Genomic DNA, 18,988 nt, shown 5'->3' on the forward strand with positions numbered 1-18,988 from the left:
GTTTTTTGTTGGGTTTTTTCTATTTTTGTCGCACAAAGTTTATCATCCATATGGTTGTCGACAATCCCATCTTTTTTCATCACTTTCAATCGGATATTGCGGGGATACCGAAACCCAAAGTCTTCACTTTTCCTTTTTGTTATGAACCTGATGAACTGAGTAAAATAGCTGTTGTAGAATTACAGCAATATCTCGAGGAACAACGAGACTTTGTCCATAATTTTGGTTTACAAAATTTAGAAGGTTTCGCTCTCGGCAAGATGTTTGGGGTACTGGTCGTGGAAAGAGAAAATGGCCAATTAGGCTATCTGGCAGCCTGTTCAGGAAAGCTGGCCGGCACCAACCAACACACCTATTTTGTTCCTCCCATTTTTGATATGCTAACGAAAGAGAGTTTTTTCCTCCAAGAGGAAGAGCAAATCAACGCATTGAACCGACAAATTGAAGACCTGGAAAAAGCACTAGATCTTCCCGAACTCATCCAGCAGCTTAAGGAAATACAACAACAGGCCGACGATGCGTTAAAGATTTATCGTCTCTATATGAAAACCGAAAAAGCAAAACGGAAAAAGATAAGAGCTGAGCACAGAGACATCTTGTCCGAAACGGATTATCAGCTATTGGAAACAGATCTTATCAAACAAAGTTATCGTGACCAACATGAATATGCTGTTCTTAAAGGTAAATGGAAAACACAGCTCCAATCTATCGAAGAACTGATTCACAATAGACAGCAGGAAATAGAAGATTTAAAGAACACACGAAAGCTAAAGTCCGCAGTACTCCAACAACGCTTATTTGAGCAATATCAATTTTTAAATGCGCGAGGAGAGACGAAAAGTTTATTAGCTATCTTTGCAGAAAGCAAGCAACCTATCCCCCCCGCTGGTGCCGGTGAATGTGCAGCCCCGAAATTGCTCCAATATGCCTATCAGCACAAACTGAAGCCTATCTGCATGGCCGAATTCTGGTGGGGAGTTTCTCCAACTTCTGAGGTCAGGAAGCATAAAAATTTCTATCCTGCCTGCAAAAGTAAGTGTGAACCTATTTTATCACATATGTTGAAGGGGCTCGATGTCACTCCAGATCCTATGCGCATAAATCCAGCACAGGGGCGGACATTTGATATTATTTATGAAGATGATGATATTATTGTCATTAATAAACCCGCAGAGTTTCTTTCAGTGCCGGGCATCCATGTAACTGATTCGGTCTATACTAGGATATTGGGACAATATCCCGAGATTTCCGGCCCTGTAATCATTCACCGATTAGACATGTCAACTTCCGGCATTTTGATATTAGCAAAGCATAAAGCAGCTCATCAGTTTATTCAAAAACAATTTATCCAACATACCGTTTTAAAACGCTACACCGCGATATTGGATGGAATATTAACACCACAAACTGGAATTATAGATTTGCCCCTTCGCGTCGATTTAGATGATCGCCCGCGACAAGTGGTATGTTATCAATATGGTAAACCTGCAAAAACGAAGTTTGATGTACTTGGATATGAAGATGGATATACGCGTATACATCTTTTTCCGTTGACCGGACGAACACATCAGCTTCGTGTGCATGCAGCTCATCACCAAGGATTTCATATTCCCATACTGGGTGACGATTTATATGGTCGACGGGCGGATAGACTACACCTCCACGCTGGGTATATTCAATTCATCCATCCCAGAACGGAAAAACATATAGCCTTTACGGCAGAAGACCCTTTTTGATAACAACAGTAAGTAACATACTCCCCATTTTATCAAGAAAACGTCACATTCTATCTACAGTTAATTTCTCCCTTCAAAATCAGTTAAAGTATTATTACTTTTGTCCGACCTCATAAACTGACTAAGTTGGTTTAAAAGTCAGATGGGTTTATAAAGAGAGACATTATGTCAAGTTATCGCACAACATCAACTAATAACGGGCTGCTAGCATACGGATTAAAGTTTGGAATATTTAGCTTACTTTTCTTGTTTTCAGTGTTATCATTCGCACAGTCCCTTCATTTAAAAGGGAAAGTAATGGATGTCACCAATAAAGCACCGATTGGCTATGCCACTGTCGCGGCTATAGGATCCACTAACGCATCATCTACTGATGACGACGGAAATTTTATATTAAAAGTCGATCCGGTTTTTTCTAAAGTCCGTATATCCTTTGTGGGGTACGAGTCCCAAGATGTGAGCATAAATAATGAAACCTATCAAGAATTAACCGTTTATTTAGTCCCGGAAGAACATACCATTGAAACAATAGAAATTACTGCTCCGAGACGTGCAAGATATTCGAACAAGAACAACCCGGCGGTCGAACTTATCCGTCAGGTTATCGCACATAAAGATGAAAACCGAATGGCATCCTATGAATACGCCGAATATCGCCAGTATGAGAAAGTTTCTTTAGGATTGAGCAATTTATCGGAGAAATTTAAAAACAGAAAAGTATTCAAAAACTACCAATTCTTGTTTGAAAAAGAGGACGTAGAAACGGGAGGTCGTACCAGAGGTTATACGCTTCCTGCTTATATAGAGGAACGATTATCGCAAATATATACACGTAAAAAGCCAAACACGACAAAACAGCTTATTCTAGCAGAACAGCGGGCGCAATTCGACCCAAAATTTGTAGATAACGACGGCTTAAGCGCATACTTTAATAAATTATACCAAGATATTGACATCTATGAGAGTAATATCGAATTGGTGACGAATCAGTTTTTAAGTCCAATTGCCGGTTCATCGCCTACGTTTTATAGGTTCTACATTACAGATACGGTTAAAACAGAAACCCCATATTTGGTAGAATTGAGTTTCTTCCCGCGTAATAAAGCCGATCTTCTTTTTCAAGGAAAATTATATATCACCTTAGACGGGAAATATGCGGTCAAGCGTGCTGATCTCAGTGTAGCCGATGATATTAATCTAAATTTTGTTCGCGATCTCGATGTAAAGCTAGATTTTGAGCAGGATAGCAATAATCGCTACTACCTAAAAACAAGTTCATTAGGCTTGGATTTTTCTTTAACGGATAAAGGTACAGGCATTAAGGGGAACCGTACCGTAACTTTTGATGGCTTCAAAACAGACATCGTCCAGCCGGATAGTATTTATGCAGGTCCATCTGTTGTAAAAATTGTCCAAGAGAATGATACTGCATTGGATGAAACCTATTGGGCAACCCATCGTCCCATTGCGCTGAAACCCAATGAACAAAACATATATCGTAATATTGACACGCTACAGCTTATCCCCTCTTTTCAGCGGTTTATGGATATCAGCGCCCTGGTTCTTTCTGGTTACAAACAAGCCGGCCCTGTGGAGATTGGCCCTGTCAATACTTTTTATAGCTTTAACCCCGTAGAGGGCTTTAGGCTACGTATAGGTGGACGCACTACAGATAGATTAAGCAAACGATTTTACGCAGAAGCTTATACCGCTTATGGATTTAAAGACGAAAAATGGAAATATTTCTTGAGTGGAACGTATGCGCTCAATAATAAGTCGGTATACACCTTTCCACAGCATTACTTACGGGCATCCATTATGCGAGACACCAAAATTCCGGGCCAAAATTTAGAGTTTGTTCAGGAGGATAATTTTTTGCTATCGTTTAAACGAGGGGAAAACGAGCGTTATCTCTACAATGATATTTACCGGTTGGAGTATAAACGTGAATTTGAAAACAATTTCTCCTACCTCATTGGTTTATCGAAATGGAGACAACAGCCTGCCGGTATATTGACATATCAGATGTTGGACGATCAAGGCAACAATAGACTATTTAATGAATTAAACACAACCGAACTCTCGGTAAGTCTGCGGTATGCGCCTCATGAAGAATTCTATCAAGGTAAACTTTACCGAACACCGATATACAATAAATATCCTATCTTCTATCTTAATTATGTCGCCGGCCTTAAAAATGTGTTAAGCGGAGAGTATGATTATCACAATTTTACGTTGGGTGCAGATAAGCGATTTTATTTTTCACAGTTAGGTTATGCTGATGTAAATATAGAAGGAAATTATATTTTGGGAGACCATATTCCTTTCCCATTTTTAAATATCCATCGCGCAAACCAAACGTATGCTTATCAGCTACGATCTTATAATCTCATGAACTTTCTGGAATTTGTGAGCGATCACTCCGTATCTGCAAACGTACAGTATTATATGAATGGATTTTTGCTGAATAAGATACCGTTGATAAAAAAACTCAAATGGCGTGAAGTATTCAGTGCTAAAGTTATTTATGGCGGTCTGCGCGACGAAAACAATCCAGCTTATACCAACGACGTATTCCAATTTCAAAAGAATGATGACAATGAGCCGATCACCTATGGATTTAGTGACAAGCCTTATGTAGAAGCTAGTGTAGGCTTAACGAATATCTTTAAATTTATCCGGGTGGATTACGTTAAACGACTGAACTATCTTGATCAACCGGACGTACCCAAACACGGGATTCGGGTCAGAGTGAAGTTTGATTTTTAAATGGTATGTGTTTTGTTTTAAAAAAACTCTATTTTTAAAACAAAAAGCTGCTATGTACCCAGATAAACTTCATTTAGTTTACCAATATCCGTCCATGTCCTATACGGATATTGAGCGCATTATAGAACAACATGAAAAAGTCTCTTTCAAGAAAGGCGATCTTCTATTGCACGAAGGGCAGATTAGTGATTGCTACTATATAGTTGAGGAAGGTATCGTTCGTGCTTTCGTCCATGATTACGAAGGTAATGATATCAGTACTAACTTTTTCTGCCCCGATGACGTTGTTATCGAAGTAGCATCTATGTTCCATCATATTCCTACACAAGAGAATATTGTATGCATAACGGATTGTACATTGTGGAAAATAAAACTCGAGCAATTTCAGGGATTGTTTGAGACCATTCCGGCGCTAGCAGAATGGGGTCGTGCTTGGATGGCTTATCAACTACTTATCACTAAAAAAAGAGCCATAGATATTATTAGTCTGTCAGCAATAGACCGTTATAAACAACTGCTCGCAGAGAAACCGCTTATCTTTCGGCAAGCACCCTTAAAACATATTGCCACTTTTTTAGGTATTACCGATACATCTCTTAGTCGCATTCGCAAGGAACTGGTGGGAAAAAAGTAAGGGCCGAACTATGAAATTCGACCCTACATCTACCTATGAAAAACATGCCCTTTGGGAGGGCTATTACAAAAGTAAATTTTAAATTAACAATACCGCAGCATTTTAACAAGTTTATTAGCAAATGTCGAAATATAACTACGTGCAGAATAGCATATAGGCTATTCCTTATGATATGCTTATTTTTATAAACACATCAAATCTTATTCACATTTCATCCATTTTTCACAAAATTTTATTTAATTCGTAAACTTCAAAAGATATGTAATGAGCTTATATAAGTTAGAAGAATATATAGAGACCGGGAACCACCATGATTTGGAGATATTGTTGAGAGCACAACCGGAATTATTGAGAGAGCAGACAAGCCATGATATATCTCCTTTATTACTCGCCTGCTATTACCATAAAGACCAAGTTATCAAAACGATATTAAATCATTTAACGGCTATTACGATCCATGAATCTTGCGCCATTGGTCTAGCCCAACAGATCGAGAATATGCTTAAACAAAAACCAGAAGTGCGCGATGAGATTTCCACACATGGCTTTACACCGTTAGGTATTGCGACACATTTCGGACAGGAAAAAGTGGTTCAAACACTCTTAGCAAAAGGTGCAGATCCAAATATATGTTCACAAAATGGTTACTATGTATACCCATTGCATACGGCACTTACCGGAGGATATGACCAAATCAGTAAAATGTTAATTGAAGGTGGTGCAAACGTAAACGTAGCTCAACATGCCCGTATCACCCCTTTACACATTGCAGCACAACAAGGCAATATCGACCTGATTATTGTTTTACTGGAAAACGGAGCAGATGTTTCCGTAAAAACAGAAATGGGCATGACTGCTGCTGATCTGGCGCTTGAAAAAGGACATAAAGAACTTGCCGAAATATTGCGGGTAGCTTAACTCTTGAGCAAAGAGAGCCCGATATTACATTGCAAGCATTTCTTTTGATCACAATAATTTTGTTTTAACTGCAGCAATCCTTGCGAATCCGCGGCAGATATTGCGGATAACGTCAATTCACTGAATTTCCGTGTAATTTTATTTTGCTCTGCATTCAGTTTCTCCAACCATGCTAATGCTCTTGTTTGCAATTCGTCTATTCCCATATACTTACCATACGAAAACAGGACTGGTATCACCGCATTTATGGCAATATGTTCTATAAAACGCTGTGACAGATCGGTGGTATGTATAGATGTTGTTTTCCCCAATACAAAGTGCGTCTTCCAAAAAGACGACAATGATACATTTGTCAATATCTGATTTAAATCCGTCATGTTTTTACAGTGTATAAGCGTCTCAAAAAGAAAAGGAGTCCGACCATACAAAGCCAGTAATTGTGCCAAACGAAACGTAGGAAAATTATATGGACGCATACGCATAAACTTCCATTCAAACACTTTCAACTCTTTTAGACTGTGGATAGTTTTCAAATAACGATACTCCTCCGCCAGCTTCTTCGTGTAACCCTCGTTCGGTACATCAGCAAGAAAACCAGCCTGACCAAATATCATTGCTTCCATTTTGAAAATATCATTCCGATATTTTCTTATCAGGGATAAGTCGGCCAATTTTCCTAATTGTAAAAATGGCTGGGCGTTAACCTTCATTCCAAAGCTACGACAAAGCTGCAAAAACAACACTTTTTCCCAATCATCCAATGTTTCGTCCAAAAGATCTTGTATCTGTCTGTATCGCTGCTCTAACCGTATTGCAGCCATGCGCTGCATAGCTTGCGTTTTATGTAAGATATCTACCTTATGCAGGTGTTTTTCGCAAGGAATCCAGTGTAGATTCTGCATAATGCCTCTGTAACGCTCCAACAAACCAATATTTATGAGAGGAGCGAGTTCGAAACAGGGAATGACCGTGCCATCTTCCCGAAATGCGGGAACGGCGTTTTGGTAAACAACATGAAGTATAACACTATTGTAAACCGCATCAAGATGGTGTTGGTGTTTAAACCAATCGGCACCATCCACATGGATTTCTACATGCCCTCTCCATTCTCGACCATCAATTGATATTTGACTGAATAAAAAATCGGGACCGGCGTCTTCGTTACATTGTCCAACCTGAATAATCTTGATTTGTTCATCATCTGTGCTATAAAGTTCTAATTGGTTAAAAAGCCTAAATTGCCAGACGAAGTGTAATAATTCTTCTGCAATCATGTGTTAAAGATACGAAATGATCCTATAAGTTCCATTTTAAATCTCAAAAAATACAACCATTATTTTGGGGTATATTTTTCTTTTTATTATCTTTAAAGTAGATTATAAACTTCAACAGCTATGCACACGAAAACGGAATACCTTATTTGGGATAAAATTGTCAATAGTGCTAAGACGAGAATAGACTTAAGTAGTTACGGCGAAAAAGCGACCAAAATCAGCCCTGAAATTTTGGACAAGTTGGTATTACATATCATTGCGGCTTTTGCATCAGGAGAAGATCACTGCGCTATTTCGACCAATCTGCACAACGAATTACATCATATTGGGATCGATGTGAATGAAGACGTAATCGATAAAATAGTTTCGGATAAACACGTTGTATTTAGTGCAGAGATATATGCTGCATATCTCACCTTTTCCATGTTGGAAGACGGCCATACTGAGCAGGAAGTATTAGGTTATGTAACGGATCTTTTGGATACACCAAAGGTCCACTAAGTATTCCTCCCGTTAAGATAAATGTTTAAGTCGTCATTACCCACCTTTTGCACATTAGCTGCTGATTTTTTTAACAGAGGCGCAGGTTTACCCCGTCCCCAACGTTGCCGAGAAACAAAAACACGGGCTTCGTCCCATATCCCTGCGTCAATAAACGACTGTAATGTTTTCGCCCCACCTTCTACTATTAAGGATTGCACATCCATCAGATAGAGCTGATATAACATCTGCTGCGGCAGATAGAGATCAAAATGTTCTAATGCGATTAATTTTTTGTTTTTCTGCCAATCTGTTTGGTTTGCATTGAAGACAATAGTATCAGCCTCTTCATCGAAAATAGCAGCATCTGCGGGTACTTTTAAGGATTTGTCGATCAATATACGTTTGGGATTTTTCCCATTCCACAAACGCGTCGTCAATCCCGGATTATCGATCAAGGCAGTCGATGTACCTATCAATATCGCATCCTCCTCCCCTCTCCACTTATGCACAAGTTGTTTACTGGCATTATTACTTATCCACTGCTGTGCCGCATCCTCTGGCGAAAAAAAACCATCGTCGGTCTGTGCCCATTTTAAAATAACATAGGGACGTTGTTGTTGAATACGGGTAAAGAATCGTCTGTTCATAAACGTACAAGCATCTGTTAGCACGCCTACCGTAGTATCCATACCTGCGTCTTGTAATTTTTTAACCCCTTGCCCATTAACTTTTGCAAAGGGATCCAGACAACCAATAACCACCCGTTCGAATTGCAATTCGACCAACTTGTCGGCACAGGGTGGGGTCTTTCCGAAGTGCGAACAGGGCTCTAAGCTGACATACATCGTGGATGTACGAAAACGGATTTGGGCTTCTGCTTCACCTAACTTCTGATAGGCGTCCTGTATGGCGTTCACTTCAGCATGAGGTCCGCCATAGGGCGATGTATAACCTTCACCAATGATGCATCCATCGTGCAAAATGACAGCGCCAACCATGGGATTTGGGCTCACCGTACCTGCTCCCAGAATCGCCAAATCCAGGCAACGTTGCATATATCTCTCGTCTTGTACCATATTATTACAAACTTAGCATTTACCAAAGAATATCAAAAGTGTAATCAGCTTTTGTAAGTTTGTAGTTTATTACCACTTTAAAAGACAATTTATTAAGATGAAAAATTTCAAAGATATAGCGGAAATTTATCGAGAAGCTTTATTACCACTATATTCTCCAGCCGAAATTAAACAACTGTTTTTGATGACCTACGCTTTTGTAATGAAAAAAAACAGTATGCACTATATGTTAAACAGTACAAGCGAAGTTAAGGAAACGGTATTGCCACAATTTTTAAATATACTCGAGGAACTGCAAACGGGGCGCCCGATACAACATATCCTGGGAAAAGCAGATTTCTATGGCCTTTGTCTTTCCGTAAACGAACACACACTAATTCCGCGTCCGGAAACCGAAGAGTTAGTGGAATGGATTGTTAGGGAACATCAAAATAACGAACAGATGTCCATACTCGATATCGGTACAGGGTCGGGCTGCATCGCGCTAGCACTTAAAAAGCAGTTTCCTCATGCACAGGTTGATGCTATTGACCTGCAAAGTCCGGCTATAACGGTTGCTCGTACAAATGCCACAAATCTAAATCTTTCTGTAAACTTTATCGAAGCGGATATTTTGGAATGGGATAGCTTTCTACAAGAAAACCAGCAATATGATATTATCGTCAGCAACCCGCCCTATATTACACCAAGTGAGCAAAAAGACATGCACCAGAATGTTTTACTTTACGAGCCACATAGCGCGCTTTTTGTGGAAGAGCAGGCTCCTCTTCTTTTTTATGATGTCATCGCTGAAATGGGGAAGAAACATTTATCACCTGGCGGTAGTCTTTATTTTGAAATCAACCAATATTTGGGTCGAGAGACATATGATCTTCTATTAAAGAAAGGGTATGAGCAAGTCACATTACGTCAGGATCTAAACCAAGTAGATCGAATGATAAAAGCGAGTTTCAAAAAATTATTTTCATGAAAAACAGTCCGTTAAAGGCTTGTACAAAAAATAAACAAGCAGTCATTTGGCAAAAGTGAACATTTTTTCTACCTTTGCAACACTTCAAACACAAATGAAGTAAGATTCCGTAGCTCAGCTGGTAGAGCAATACACTTTTAATGTATGGGTCCTGGGTTCGAATCCCAGCGGGATCACAAACAAAAGCAACTCAAAAAGGGTTGCTTTTTTTGTTATAGCTGGGATGAGGACCCAAGGGTTCGATTCTTGAAGGCTCAGGGAAGAGTTGGAGCCTTGCGGGGCTGAGCCAATCCCAGTGGCCAAGTCGTTTAATCTACGTTCCAAAACCTCCATCTTTCCTTTGGTCAATTTCTTTACTTCTTGGAAATCGTCATCTGCCATTTCTCCATCCGCATTTTTCAATAGCGCATTTTGATAGCGTTTGTTCAACGCATCGATCTCACCTATGATATTTGCTCGTTCCGTGTTTTGGGCTTTGGTTTTGTTATTGAAGTCTTTTATAATCGAACTTGGGTAAGTTAAGTATTGAAGAAATAGAAATTAGCATTTCACTTGTTTTTTAACTCAGTTTAGCGTTAGCGGTTGTGTCCAAAATTGTTGATATTGATGAACCGCCCAAGAAAATAATCCTCGGGGGCACTGCTTATGATCAAGTATTAGGAATGAATGATGCTAGATTAAATGAATATAGAAAATGGGAATATTTAAGCCGTGAAGCTGATTAAGTAGACTACACCAGAAGTCTGTTTTTAATGAAAATTGGGAGTTTGACGAGAACGGTTTTATGAAGAAACGATATGCAAGTATCAATGATCTCGAAGTAAAGGAGACTGACAGGTCTTTATAATTACTATATTGTAAACGAAAACGGAATACCTATATGGTCGAAAATACTTTATTAAAAAACATCTCGAAATATATAAATCTTACGCAGGATGAAATTTCTACTTTCCACCGTTTTTGGACGGAGAAGACATTGGAAAAGGGAGACTATCTCTTACGTAACGGCGATACCTGTCGTTATGATAGTTATGTCGTTTCCGGGGCATTGAAGGCGTTTTACATCAACGCTGACAAAGGTAATGAGGAAATCTTGTTTTTTGCCATTGACGACTGGTGGGCCTCTGACTTAGATAGCTTTTCCAAGCAGAAGCCCTCCATATACAACATACAAGCCATAGAAAGAACGACCGTTTTACAGATTAGCCATTATTCTTTTCAGCAATTACTGGTTGAAATTCCCCGTTTGGAGCGGTACTTTCGGTTAATATTGGAAAGTTACCTGGGTGTATTGCAAAAGAGAATTATCTATAACAATGTGTTCGATGCCGAAAGTAGATATTTTGCCTTTTTGGAAAACTACCCAAACATAGCGTCCAAAGTACCCCAATATCTGATTGCATCGTATTTGGGTGTGTCAGCTGAATTTATAAGCCGCATTAAGAAAAAAAATAAACCGTCTTGACCTAGGTCAATTTTTTCTCCATCAATTACCGACAACTTTGCTTCATAATATTAAGAAGCAATGAAACATCATCCTATTTTTCAGAACGCCATTATATGGCAAAGAGAATTGATTAACCGGACGGTAGTTGCCCCCATGTCACGTGTGAGCGCTACCGCGGACGGCTTGGTTACGGACGAAATGAAGGACTATTATTCCGCATTTGCAATTGGAGGATTTGGAGTTATCATTACCGAAGGCATCTATACCGATGTATACGGTAGCCAAAGTTATAACAACCAACCTGCACTTGTAAACCAAGCGCAAAGCACTTCATGGGAAAAGGTAACCCGCGCAGTCCATGAGTCGCCTACTCTTATATTCGCTCAGTTGATGCACGCAGGTGCTTTATCACAATATAGTGAGAACACCTTAGCTCCGTCTGCCCTAAAACCTATTGGCACAAAGATGTGCTCCTACGGTGGCCAGGGGGCATTTCCTACCCCTAAAGAAATGGACTTGACGGATATTGAAAGAATGAAACAGGGCTTTATCAATGGAGCTGTAAACGCTTATAAGGCAGGCTTTGACGGCGTAGAAATTCACGGGGCAAATGGTTATTTGTTAGACCAGTTCCTCACACCGGAACTGAACCACAGAAACGACCAATATGGTGGCACTATGCAGAACCGTTTCCGTGTTATTGCTGAAATTATTGCTGGTATAAAGGCTTCCGTGCCACAGAGTTTCATTGTCGGTTTACGGGTTTCAGAGGGGAAAGTAAATGACCTTACCTACCGTTGGAAACATGGTATTGAAACAGCTAAAGAACTGGCAGAAGAAATAAAGGTGAGCAAACCCGATTTTGTTCACGTAGCGGTGCAGACGGGCCAATGGGAACGGGACAGCTTTTTTGGAGACGGAATATCATTGGCATCGGTTATCCGGCAGGCAACGGGCATTCCTGTAATCGCCAACGGTGGTTTCCACAATCTTGAAAAGGCAGAAGTTGCCTTGAAGGACAACCACGCCACGCTGGTTGCTATCGGAAAAGCAGCCTTAGCAGATCCCCATTGGGTGATGAAAACCATGAACGGACTACCCTTGATTTCTTTTCACCGTGAAATGTTATGGCCGGAGGCAACCCTTAGCCATACCCGGAAAATCGTCTAAGAATTAAATCTTGAAAATAGTTAGAAAGAGAACAATGAAAATGAACAGATTCTTGATAATCGGCACTTTACTTTCAGTATAGGCCATCACAGGAAAAACGTTCGCACAAAGGAACACATCTATAACTTCAAATAAATAAAAAATGAAACCTGCTTGTCTCACCATTGAAAAAAGGATACATAAAAATCAACTCAAGCAAGCTTCATTGCCATTAAAAAACAAATTATTATCATGAAAATTTCACAGATTAAAATTACGCCGGACGCTTATGAACCATTCCGTCTGGCACAGGGACATCGTGTAGGCGATCTGTTGTTTATTTCGGGACAGACCGCTATTGGCAAGGAAGGAAATCTGATAGGCATAGGTGACTTTGATGCACAGGCAAAAATGGCTTTTGAAAATCTGGACAAGGTATTGAGAGCTGGAGGTTCAAGTCTGAAAAACGTGGTTAAGGTCACTATCATGCTCCGTGACATGAAGAACTTTGAGAAGATTGTCGAATTGAGAGGCAAATACTTTACCCCCCCTTATCCGGCAGATACTATTTTTGAAGTATCGTCATTGTTTTCGCCTGATGCATTGATTGAGATTGAAGCCATTGCTGTGGCTGATGCGCTGGCAGATTGGGAAAAGTAATACGAAAATTAAACCAGTCACAGTAAGGAGTGGATAAGCAGTATCTACTCCTTGTTTATTCTGGACATTTATAGACAACGAAGTATAAATAACCATACATTATCAAATGATAATAATTGCGTATTTTAGTATTTTCTGATATACTAAGTTTGACATGAGAATAAACTTCACATTTCATAATTATCATTTTTCAATCTGGACGGAAAAGCATTCCCAGGACTATACTAATTTTTAGACATCTTCCTTATGATACAAAAACATTCAGACAACTTTGATCTGCTCAGATATTTAAGGTCTCAAAAAAATGATGGCAATATAGCGCCTTATTATCTGGCATCAAAAGCGTGTCTTGAAGACTTGAAAATCACCAATCCCTTTAAAAACTACTTTTATACTATAGGTCTGTATTATGGTGAAGGAGCCCGCATCAGGATAGGCACTACCGATTATGATTTAACACGAGGAAGCCTGTTGACGATTGGCCCCGGAATGACCTGTCAATGGCTCAATACCAGTTTTCCCTCAAATGACACGTTATTTTTTTATGATGATATTTTTGTAAATAATTTCAGCAGGTCATTTTTCTATTCCCTCGAATTTTTTTGCCCCGATGAAAAGAGTGTAATGCAACTCACCGACAGGCAATTTGAGGAAATGCAGCAGCTATTCAGCACACTTCGGGCAATAGCTGATAAGCCCGAAGCAGTATCGGGAATACTATATTCGATCCTGATCATTTCACAGAAATATTTCTGGAACCTGTACCGTGGCAATAAAAAGGAACTCAACGGTAAAGAACATACCGTTGTAAAGTTTAGAGAATTAGTTTCAAAGAATTTCTCGCAGTATAAAGATGTTGCTTTTTATGCGGAACAGTTACATATATCGCCAAAATACCTGAGCGAAATATTAGTTGAATACACCGGGCTTTCGGCGAAAAAATGGATTGAGTTTCATATCATGCAGGAGGCAAAGTACCTGTTGAGCTTTTGGAATATGTCTGTCAAGGAAGTGTCCTATCAACTTGGCTACACAGACTCTTCCCATTTTTCCCGTGCATTCAGAAGCTACGAAGGTCAGCTCCCCACTGAGTTCAAAAATACAATTGAAATTCCTGCATAATCGCAGGTTCTATATCAAAAACAGAAAAAACTACATTTTTTGCCGTCATACTTACAGTATTGACGGCTAGGCTCCTTCATATCTTCGTATGGTATTACATAAAACGTACAATGAAGTTTAGATAAGATGTATTTCTTTCGTTACGAAAAGACAAGACAAATCACCAACGGAAGAAAATATCCTGAATAGGTTGTCACGTTTTCTGCACTTCATGTGTCCATATTTTAAACAGTGGTTGACTGTAATAATTATCCGACCACAGCCTAACAAAAAGAAATTTGAAGGGAACGATGAAAGAAACAACGAAAATAAAATACTTGCTGGCCTGCTTGTTTTTCAGCATGTGCTACTTGCACAGCCGGGCGCAAGTTCCTGTAGAAATCACTGCAGGGCATTCGAGTTACTATTATCAGCATATGTTTTCCGGTAAAATCATAGCGGAAAAGCCGTTTGGATTTTTTAATACGTCTTCTATTTTGCTTCCTTACGACAAAAAACGCGGAATTGAAGTGATGAGCCAATCGTATCTTACTTACGAAATAAATAAACGCTGGGCAACCGGTTTCGGTTCTATCTATGCACCGGGAAATCGGTTTGTGCCTTCGGCTTTTGTTTGGTTTTTCAATAAAAAAAATGATTTATCGTATCTCATTTTTACGAGAATGGATGTTTGGTCTAAACCCAGTCTTGAGCTGTTCGGTTCTGTGGAATATCAAGGAAGCAAAAATCAGGATTTTAATCTTTATGCGCGTTTGCAGCTTCAATATATTACTTCAATGCATGGGAACGGGCACTTAAAGAGCGTGCAATATGCAAGATTAGGAGTGGACAATAAAGGTGTACAATATGGTTTGGGTATAAACTTTGACCAATACGGGCCAAATACTGAACACTACAGCAACTTTGGACTTTTTGTGCGAAGCGTATTCTAAAAGAACTTTTAAAATACAATTAAATATGAATATAGATAACATCAAAACAGAAATACCTCACAACAAAAGGAAGAGCGTAACGGTACTTGGATTGGGTAATATGGGAGCCGCAATAGCCCATACATTTATCAATCAAGGTTATGATACGGTTGTGTGGAACCGTAATGCGGAAAAATGTAAACCACTAGTTGAAGCAGGTGCAGCGGGTATAGAAATACTTAGTGAGGCAGTTGTTGCCAGTAATCAGATTGTGATCTGCTTGTTAAACAATACGGCTGTGGATGAAGTACTCAAACAGGTAGCTGGTGCGGTTGCCGGAAAAGTATTCATCAATTTAACGAGCGGCACACCTGCTCAGGCTCGTGATTTTGCTGAGTGGGCTGAAAAACAGAACGCTTCCTATATCGATGGCAAAATATTGGCTGACCCAATAGACATCGGAACCGCCAAAGCACAGTTATTATTCAGTGGTAAGCCAACCGTTTTTGATGCACAGTATCCGCTGTTGGAAAAGCTAGGTGCCATTACTTACTACGGAGAAGACGCAGGAGCCGCGGCTGTAGATTTTTTAGCGCAGGTAGCTATTGGCTATGAATTTTTAATAGGTTTTTTGCATACCCTTCAATTGGTGCATCAGGAAGGAGTGGATTTGGCCGCTTTTGCACATCGGGTTGCGGGCACGCTACAGGGCTATGGCCCGCTGCTGTCCCTAATAGTCAATGAAATTAAGTTGGGTACATACCAGCCCGACTTGGGGCCGCTTCAGGTTCAAGCCGCGATGTTTGATGACCTCATCAATCATCGAAAATCAAAAAATGTGGAAACTCTGCGCATGCAAGAAATCAAAAACCTCATGGACCGTAGAATAGCTGATGGGCATGGAGCGCAGGGATTTTCGAGTTTATTCGAACTACTAGGGAAACAATAGCAATTACCAGCATTGACCACAATATTTAAAGGGGATACAAACAAGATATAACTAGAATAATAAAGGAAAATGATGAAACAGAAATTTTTTAATACGCACAATGATTATACAGGTCTGATCATTCGACTGACAATCGGTATCGTTATGTTTCCACACGGAGCGCGGGCTATGTTGGGCTGGTTTGGTGGCTTTGGGTTTACCCAAACTTTGGAGGGGCTGCAACAGATGGGACAGCCGTGGCTGGTGGGGTTATTAGTTATTTTAATAGAATTCTTTGCACCCATTTTTATAATAACAGGCTTTGCCTCCCGTTTTTGGGCGATCGCAATGGGAGGTCTTTTTACAGGGATAATTTTATTGGGAGGACATCTTGAGCATGGCTTTTTTATGAACTGGTTTGGCGATAAGGAAGGTGAAGGATTCGAATATCATTTACTGATGCTCGGCTTATGTCTGGCGCTATTCATTCAGGGAAGTGGAAAATATTCACTGGACAATTTGATATCCAAAAAACTCACAGCTTAAATTTAAACAACGATGCGCTGCAAAAATGGCTGCTTTTCTTACAAAAAATCCACTTTGGGTAAGGGTTCAAAAATGGTTTATGGCCAGTGTATTAACTTTTTTAGCAATAAAAATGGTGCTTTCAAAAGCTAAGTAACAACAGAAAAATATGGCAAATACAATATCAATAAAAGAAGCAATTTGGAATCAATTCGGTGCAAGCCTTGATATGCTTGAAAATGCAATTATTATGTGTCCGGACGAGCATTGGGATACAGAAATAGGCTTTTGGTATGCTTCCTACCATTGCACCTTTTGGACAGATTATTATTTAACCACGGATCCAGGTAAATTTGCTCCGCCACCACCTTTTGATTTGTCAGAGTTTGACCCAACAGGTAAAATGCCTGACAGGACCTATTCAAAAACCGAAGTTCTTACATATTTAGCGCATTGCCGACAAAAAGCAAATCTATTCATATCTGAGCTTGATACAGACAAATTAAACAAGCGATGGATTAACGAATACAAAAACTATTCTTTTCTTGAAATATTGATCTATAACATAAGACATATTCAACATCATTCAGCTCAGTTAAACTTATTGTTAAAGCAAACTACTAATACTGCACCAACTTGGATAAGTCAAGCTAAAAATTTAAATACGAAAAATAAGGAGTAATAAAGCAATCGATAATTTTATAAAAATGAAAAATTAAGGTAACACCTGACGCTTACAGACCGTTTCACTCTTCACAAGATCGTCGTGTAGGCTTCAATACAAACAAAAAATAAATATGGAAAAGAGAATTGACATACAGCAGCTTGAACCGGATGCATTCAAAGCAATGCGTGTTCTGGAAAACTACATTCAACATTCAGGACTTTCGAAAACGTACTTGTACCTGATTAAGATCCGTGCATCGCAAATCAACGGTTGTGCTTTTTGCATCAACATGCACACTTCGGACGCATTAAAGCAGGGCGAAACCGTACAGCGAATTTTCCTGCTCAACGCTTGGAAAGAAACCGGATTATTTACCGAAGAAGAGAAAACAATTTTAGCCATAACCGAGGAAGTAACCTTAATCAGCCAAAACGGGTTAAGCGATGAAACGTACAGACTGGCCGAAAAACTTTTTGATGGAAATCAGATTGCACGGATCATAATGGTGGTTGTTACGATAAATGCATGGAATAGGATTGTAATCAGCACCAAGAAAACGGTAGTATAAAAAGAATAATGAACTAAAAATTATACTCAATTATGCAAACAAACATTAAAACCATCATCTTTATCATGCCTATCCTTATGGCGGTGAATACTTTTGGTCAACATAAAAATCAAGGCAAAATGGAACAGAATAACAGAAAAGATCATACTATTACAGAACAGGTCGCCATCATTGATAAAATCAGCATTCCCCAAAAAGCTATCACGGCGTATTCCGAAAAATCGCTTTTCATCAGGAATACACTTCGGCAGCAGCCCGGCTTTGTGAAATATGAAATCTTTCAACAGACAGGCGATAGTGGAGACCTTCGGGTCATTACGGTTGCCACTTGGGCAGACCGACAGCGGATGGACGACGCCAGAGTGGTTATACGGGAGTTGATGAAAAAAGCAGGGATTAATATGCCCGCCTTTTTAGAACAAAATGGCATTACGATGGAAAGGGATATTTATCAGGTCGTAGAGGAGTAAGCGGATGGATTTAAAACAGATTTAAAAATTATCTTCAAGAAAGTATAAAACAGTGATGTCTTAAAGTCTATAAGAAAAACTTGGCTGGATTCCACAAGAAGCGGATTTTAATAGATGTAGGATATCGTTAATTTTACAGAAAACATAAAAGTTGAATAAAGAAATCATTAAAGATATTATAATATGCATATTAAAAAGAATGAAATTTTAAATCTCGAAAACACACTTTACGAGGCCATCAAAAATAGTGATACGGAAGTACTCGACAAGCTATTGCATGCTGATTTACTTTTTGTAATTCCCAGTGGTCAGACCATAACCAAAGAAATGGATTTGCAAACTTATCGTGCGGGAAACTTAAAAGTAAACGAAATCATTCCCAAAGTTGAAAAACTGAACATCATAGAGGATTTGGCTGTCATTACTTTGCAGATGGAGTTAAAAGGAGATTATAATAATGAGCCTTTTGAAGCTAAATATAGATATATCCGTTTTTGGAAAAAGTTTCCCGAAGGTATAAAAGTAGTTGGTGGAAGTGGAATGGCTATTTAATCAAACGGCGGCAAATTTGAAGAGGGAAAATCGTCCTGTCATGAATAACAGAAGAAGGAAATCTTGCGAACGAACAAAGTATTTTTATGTGTATGCTGCAGACATAATATCTCGACAGCGAGATAATTC

The 18,988-nt window shown here is 39.3% G+C and carries 19 protein-coding genes, 1 tRNA gene and 1 pseudogene; 19 read left to right on the forward strand and 2 right to left on the reverse strand.

Annotated elements, in window-relative coordinates; all coding sequences use genetic code 11:
* The first annotated feature begins 50 nt into the window (after nucleotides 1-50).
* From EWE74_RS07510 to EWE74_RS07525, 4 genes are all read left to right on the forward strand, one after another.
* The gene (locus tag EWE74_RS07510) at nucleotides 51-1,736 is read left to right on the forward strand and encodes an RluA family pseudouridine synthase (protein ID WP_130140855.1); all 1,686 of its coding nucleotides are present in this window, start codon (nucleotides 51-53) and stop codon (nucleotides 1,734-1,736) included.
* A 165-nt stretch (nucleotides 1,737-1,901) separates the two neighbouring features.
* Nucleotides 1,902-4,505, forward strand: a complete 2,604-nt coding sequence (locus EWE74_RS07515; RefSeq protein WP_130140856.1) for a DUF5686 and carboxypeptidase-like regulatory domain-containing protein — start codon at nucleotides 1,902-1,904, stop codon at nucleotides 4,503-4,505.
* Nucleotides 4,506-4,557: 52 nt separating this feature from the next.
* Nucleotides 4,558-5,139: a Crp/Fnr family transcriptional regulator gene (locus tag EWE74_RS07520; protein WP_130140857.1), complete on the forward strand. Its 582-nt coding sequence runs from the start codon at nucleotides 4,558-4,560 to the stop codon at nucleotides 5,137-5,139.
* Nucleotides 5,140-5,403: 264 nt separating this feature from the next.
* Nucleotides 5,404-6,057, forward strand: a complete 654-nt coding sequence (locus EWE74_RS07525; protein ID WP_130140858.1) for an ankyrin repeat domain-containing protein — start codon at nucleotides 5,404-5,406, stop codon at nucleotides 6,055-6,057.
* Here the strand turns inward: EWE74_RS07525 and EWE74_RS07530 are convergent.
* A complete protein-coding gene (locus tag EWE74_RS07530) occupies nucleotides 6,054-7,331 on the reverse strand; it encodes a DUF2851 family protein (protein WP_130140859.1) in 1,278 nt (425 codons plus the stop codon). The two genes, EWE74_RS07525 and EWE74_RS07530, sit on opposite strands and share 4 nt — an antisense overlap.
* A 120-nt stretch (nucleotides 7,332-7,451) precedes the next feature.
* Between EWE74_RS07530 and EWE74_RS07535 the strand changes: the two genes are divergently transcribed.
* Nucleotides 7,452-7,832 carry a hypothetical protein gene (locus tag EWE74_RS07535; protein WP_130140860.1) on the forward strand — a complete coding sequence of 127 codons (381 nt, stop codon included), beginning with the start codon at nucleotides 7,452-7,454 and terminating at the stop codon, nucleotides 7,830-7,832.
* Here the strand turns inward: EWE74_RS07535 and ribD are convergent.
* On the reverse strand, nucleotides 7,829-8,890 hold the full coding sequence (gene ribD, locus EWE74_RS07540) for a bifunctional diaminohydroxyphosphoribosylaminopyrimidine deaminase/5-amino-6-(5-phosphoribosylamino)uracil reductase RibD (RefSeq protein ID WP_130140861.1): 1,062 nt from the start codon (nucleotides 8,888-8,890) through the stop codon (nucleotides 7,829-7,831). The genes EWE74_RS07535 and ribD overlap by 4 nt on opposite strands.
* A gap of 97 nt (nucleotides 8,891-8,987) precedes the next feature.
* Here ribD and prmC point away from each other — a divergent pair, with 97 nt between their 5' ends.
* From prmC to EWE74_RS07620, 14 genes and pseudogenes are all read left to right on the forward strand, one after another.
* Nucleotides 8,988-9,860 (forward strand): peptide chain release factor N(5)-glutamine methyltransferase, encoded by an 873-nt coding sequence (prmC, locus tag EWE74_RS07545; protein WP_130140862.1) that lies wholly within the window; start codon nucleotides 8,988-8,990, stop codon nucleotides 9,858-9,860.
* 103 nt (nucleotides 9,861-9,963) lie between these two features.
* Nucleotides 9,964-10,036, forward strand: a tRNA-Lys gene (locus EWE74_RS07550).
* Nucleotides 10,037-10,611: 575 nt separating this feature from the next.
* Nucleotides 10,612-10,707, forward strand: a pseudogene (locus EWE74_RS21285) (DUF1348 family protein); the annotation flags it as partial.
* Nucleotides 10,708-10,740: 33 nt separating this feature from the next.
* Nucleotides 10,741-11,325 (forward strand): Crp/Fnr family transcriptional regulator, encoded by a 585-nt coding sequence (locus EWE74_RS07565; protein ID WP_130140863.1) that lies wholly within the window; start codon nucleotides 10,741-10,743, stop codon nucleotides 11,323-11,325.
* 60 nt (nucleotides 11,326-11,385) lie between these two features.
* Nucleotides 11,386-12,477 carry an oxidoreductase gene (locus EWE74_RS07570; protein WP_130140864.1) on the forward strand — a complete coding sequence of 364 codons (1,092 nt, stop codon included), beginning with the start codon at nucleotides 11,386-11,388 and terminating at the stop codon, nucleotides 12,475-12,477.
* Between the two features lie 231 nt (nucleotides 12,478-12,708).
* Nucleotides 12,709-13,116, forward strand: a complete 408-nt coding sequence (locus tag EWE74_RS07575) for a RidA family protein (protein WP_130140865.1) — start codon at nucleotides 12,709-12,711, stop codon at nucleotides 13,114-13,116.
* Between the two features lie 246 nt (nucleotides 13,117-13,362).
* Nucleotides 13,363-14,238: a helix-turn-helix domain-containing protein gene (locus EWE74_RS07580; RefSeq protein WP_130140866.1), complete on the forward strand. Its 876-nt coding sequence runs from the start codon at nucleotides 13,363-13,365 to the stop codon at nucleotides 14,236-14,238.
* A 290-nt stretch (nucleotides 14,239-14,528) separates the two neighbouring features.
* Entirely contained in the window at nucleotides 14,529-15,170 is a 642-nt protein-coding gene (locus tag EWE74_RS07585; RefSeq protein ID WP_130140867.1) for a hypothetical protein, read from the forward strand.
* 25 nt (nucleotides 15,171-15,195) lie between these two features.
* Nucleotides 15,196-16,098, forward strand: coding sequence for an NAD(P)-dependent oxidoreductase (locus EWE74_RS07590; protein WP_130140868.1), 903 nt, complete (start codon nucleotides 15,196-15,198; stop codon nucleotides 16,096-16,098).
* A 69-nt stretch (nucleotides 16,099-16,167) separates the two neighbouring features.
* The gene (locus tag EWE74_RS07595) at nucleotides 16,168-16,623 is read left to right on the forward strand and encodes a DoxX family protein (RefSeq protein ID WP_239018580.1); all 456 of its coding nucleotides are present in this window, start codon (nucleotides 16,168-16,170) and stop codon (nucleotides 16,621-16,623) included.
* 148 nt (nucleotides 16,624-16,771) lie between these two features.
* Nucleotides 16,772-17,284 carry a DinB family protein gene (locus EWE74_RS07605; protein WP_130140869.1) on the forward strand — a complete coding sequence of 171 codons (513 nt, stop codon included), beginning with the start codon at nucleotides 16,772-16,774 and terminating at the stop codon, nucleotides 17,282-17,284.
* A 115-nt stretch (nucleotides 17,285-17,399) separates the two neighbouring features.
* Nucleotides 17,400-17,837, forward strand: a complete 438-nt coding sequence (locus EWE74_RS07610) for a carboxymuconolactone decarboxylase family protein (RefSeq protein WP_130140870.1) — start codon at nucleotides 17,400-17,402, stop codon at nucleotides 17,835-17,837.
* 32 nt (nucleotides 17,838-17,869) lie between these two features.
* On the forward strand, nucleotides 17,870-18,307 hold the full coding sequence (locus EWE74_RS07615; protein WP_130140871.1) for an antibiotic biosynthesis monooxygenase family protein: 438 nt from the start codon (nucleotides 17,870-17,872) through the stop codon (nucleotides 18,305-18,307).
* Nucleotides 18,308-18,490: 183 nt separating this feature from the next.
* Nucleotides 18,491-18,859 carry a nuclear transport factor 2 family protein gene (locus EWE74_RS07620; RefSeq protein ID WP_130140872.1) on the forward strand — a complete coding sequence of 123 codons (369 nt, stop codon included), beginning with the start codon at nucleotides 18,491-18,493 and terminating at the stop codon, nucleotides 18,857-18,859.
* The last annotated feature ends 129 nt before the right edge of the window (nucleotides 18,860-18,988 follow it).

The sequence above is a fragment of the Sphingobacterium corticibacterium genome, from assembly GCF_004208525.1.
Classification (GTDB): Bacteria; Bacteroidota; Bacteroidia; order Sphingobacteriales; family Sphingobacteriaceae; genus Sphingobacterium; species Sphingobacterium corticibacterium.

Bases quoted from the DNA above. Each gene is read 5' to 3' on its own strand.
- EWE74_RS07510 (WP_130140855.1), top strand. From the start codon at position 51: ATGGTTGTCGACAATCCCATCTTTTTTCATCACTTTCAATCGGATATT.
- EWE74_RS07515 (WP_130140856.1), top strand. From the start codon at position 1,902: ATGTCAAGTTATCGCACAACATCAACTAATAACGGGCTGCTAGCATAC.
- EWE74_RS07520 (WP_130140857.1), top strand. From the start codon at position 4,558: ATGTACCCAGATAAACTTCATTTAGTTTACCAATATCCGTCCATGTCC.
- EWE74_RS07525 (WP_130140858.1), top strand. From the start codon at position 5,404: ATGAGCTTATATAAGTTAGAAGAATATATAGAGACCGGGAACCACCAT.
- EWE74_RS07530 (WP_130140859.1), bottom strand. From the start codon at position 7,331: ATGATTGCAGAAGAATTATTACACTTCGTCTGGCAATTTAGGCTTTTT.
- EWE74_RS07535 (WP_130140860.1), top strand. From the start codon at position 7,452: ATGCACACGAAAACGGAATACCTTATTTGGGATAAAATTGTCAATAGT.
- ribD (WP_130140861.1), bottom strand. From the start codon at position 8,890: ATGGTACAAGACGAGAGATATATGCAACGTTGCCTGGATTTGGCGATT.
- prmC (WP_130140862.1), top strand. From the start codon at position 8,988: ATGAAAAATTTCAAAGATATAGCGGAAATTTATCGAGAAGCTTTATTA.
- EWE74_RS07565 (WP_130140863.1), top strand. From the start codon at position 10,741: ATGGTCGAAAATACTTTATTAAAAAACATCTCGAAATATATAAATCTT.
- EWE74_RS07570 (WP_130140864.1), top strand. From the start codon at position 11,386: ATGAAACATCATCCTATTTTTCAGAACGCCATTATATGGCAAAGAGAA.
- EWE74_RS07575 (WP_130140865.1), top strand. From the start codon at position 12,709: ATGAAAATTTCACAGATTAAAATTACGCCGGACGCTTATGAACCATTC.
- EWE74_RS07580 (WP_130140866.1), top strand. From the start codon at position 13,363: ATGATACAAAAACATTCAGACAACTTTGATCTGCTCAGATATTTAAGG.
- EWE74_RS07585 (WP_130140867.1), top strand. From the start codon at position 14,529: ATGAAAGAAACAACGAAAATAAAATACTTGCTGGCCTGCTTGTTTTTC.
- EWE74_RS07590 (WP_130140868.1), top strand. From the start codon at position 15,196: ATGAATATAGATAACATCAAAACAGAAATACCTCACAACAAAAGGAAG.
- EWE74_RS07595 (WP_239018580.1), top strand. From the start codon at position 16,168: ATGATGAAACAGAAATTTTTTAATACGCACAATGATTATACAGGTCTG.
- EWE74_RS07605 (WP_130140869.1), top strand. From the start codon at position 16,772: ATGGCAAATACAATATCAATAAAAGAAGCAATTTGGAATCAATTCGGT.
- EWE74_RS07610 (WP_130140870.1), top strand. From the start codon at position 17,400: ATGGAAAAGAGAATTGACATACAGCAGCTTGAACCGGATGCATTCAAA.
- EWE74_RS07615 (WP_130140871.1), top strand. From the start codon at position 17,870: ATGCAAACAAACATTAAAACCATCATCTTTATCATGCCTATCCTTATG.
- EWE74_RS07620 (WP_130140872.1), top strand. From the start codon at position 18,491: ATGCATATTAAAAAGAATGAAATTTTAAATCTCGAAAACACACTTTAC.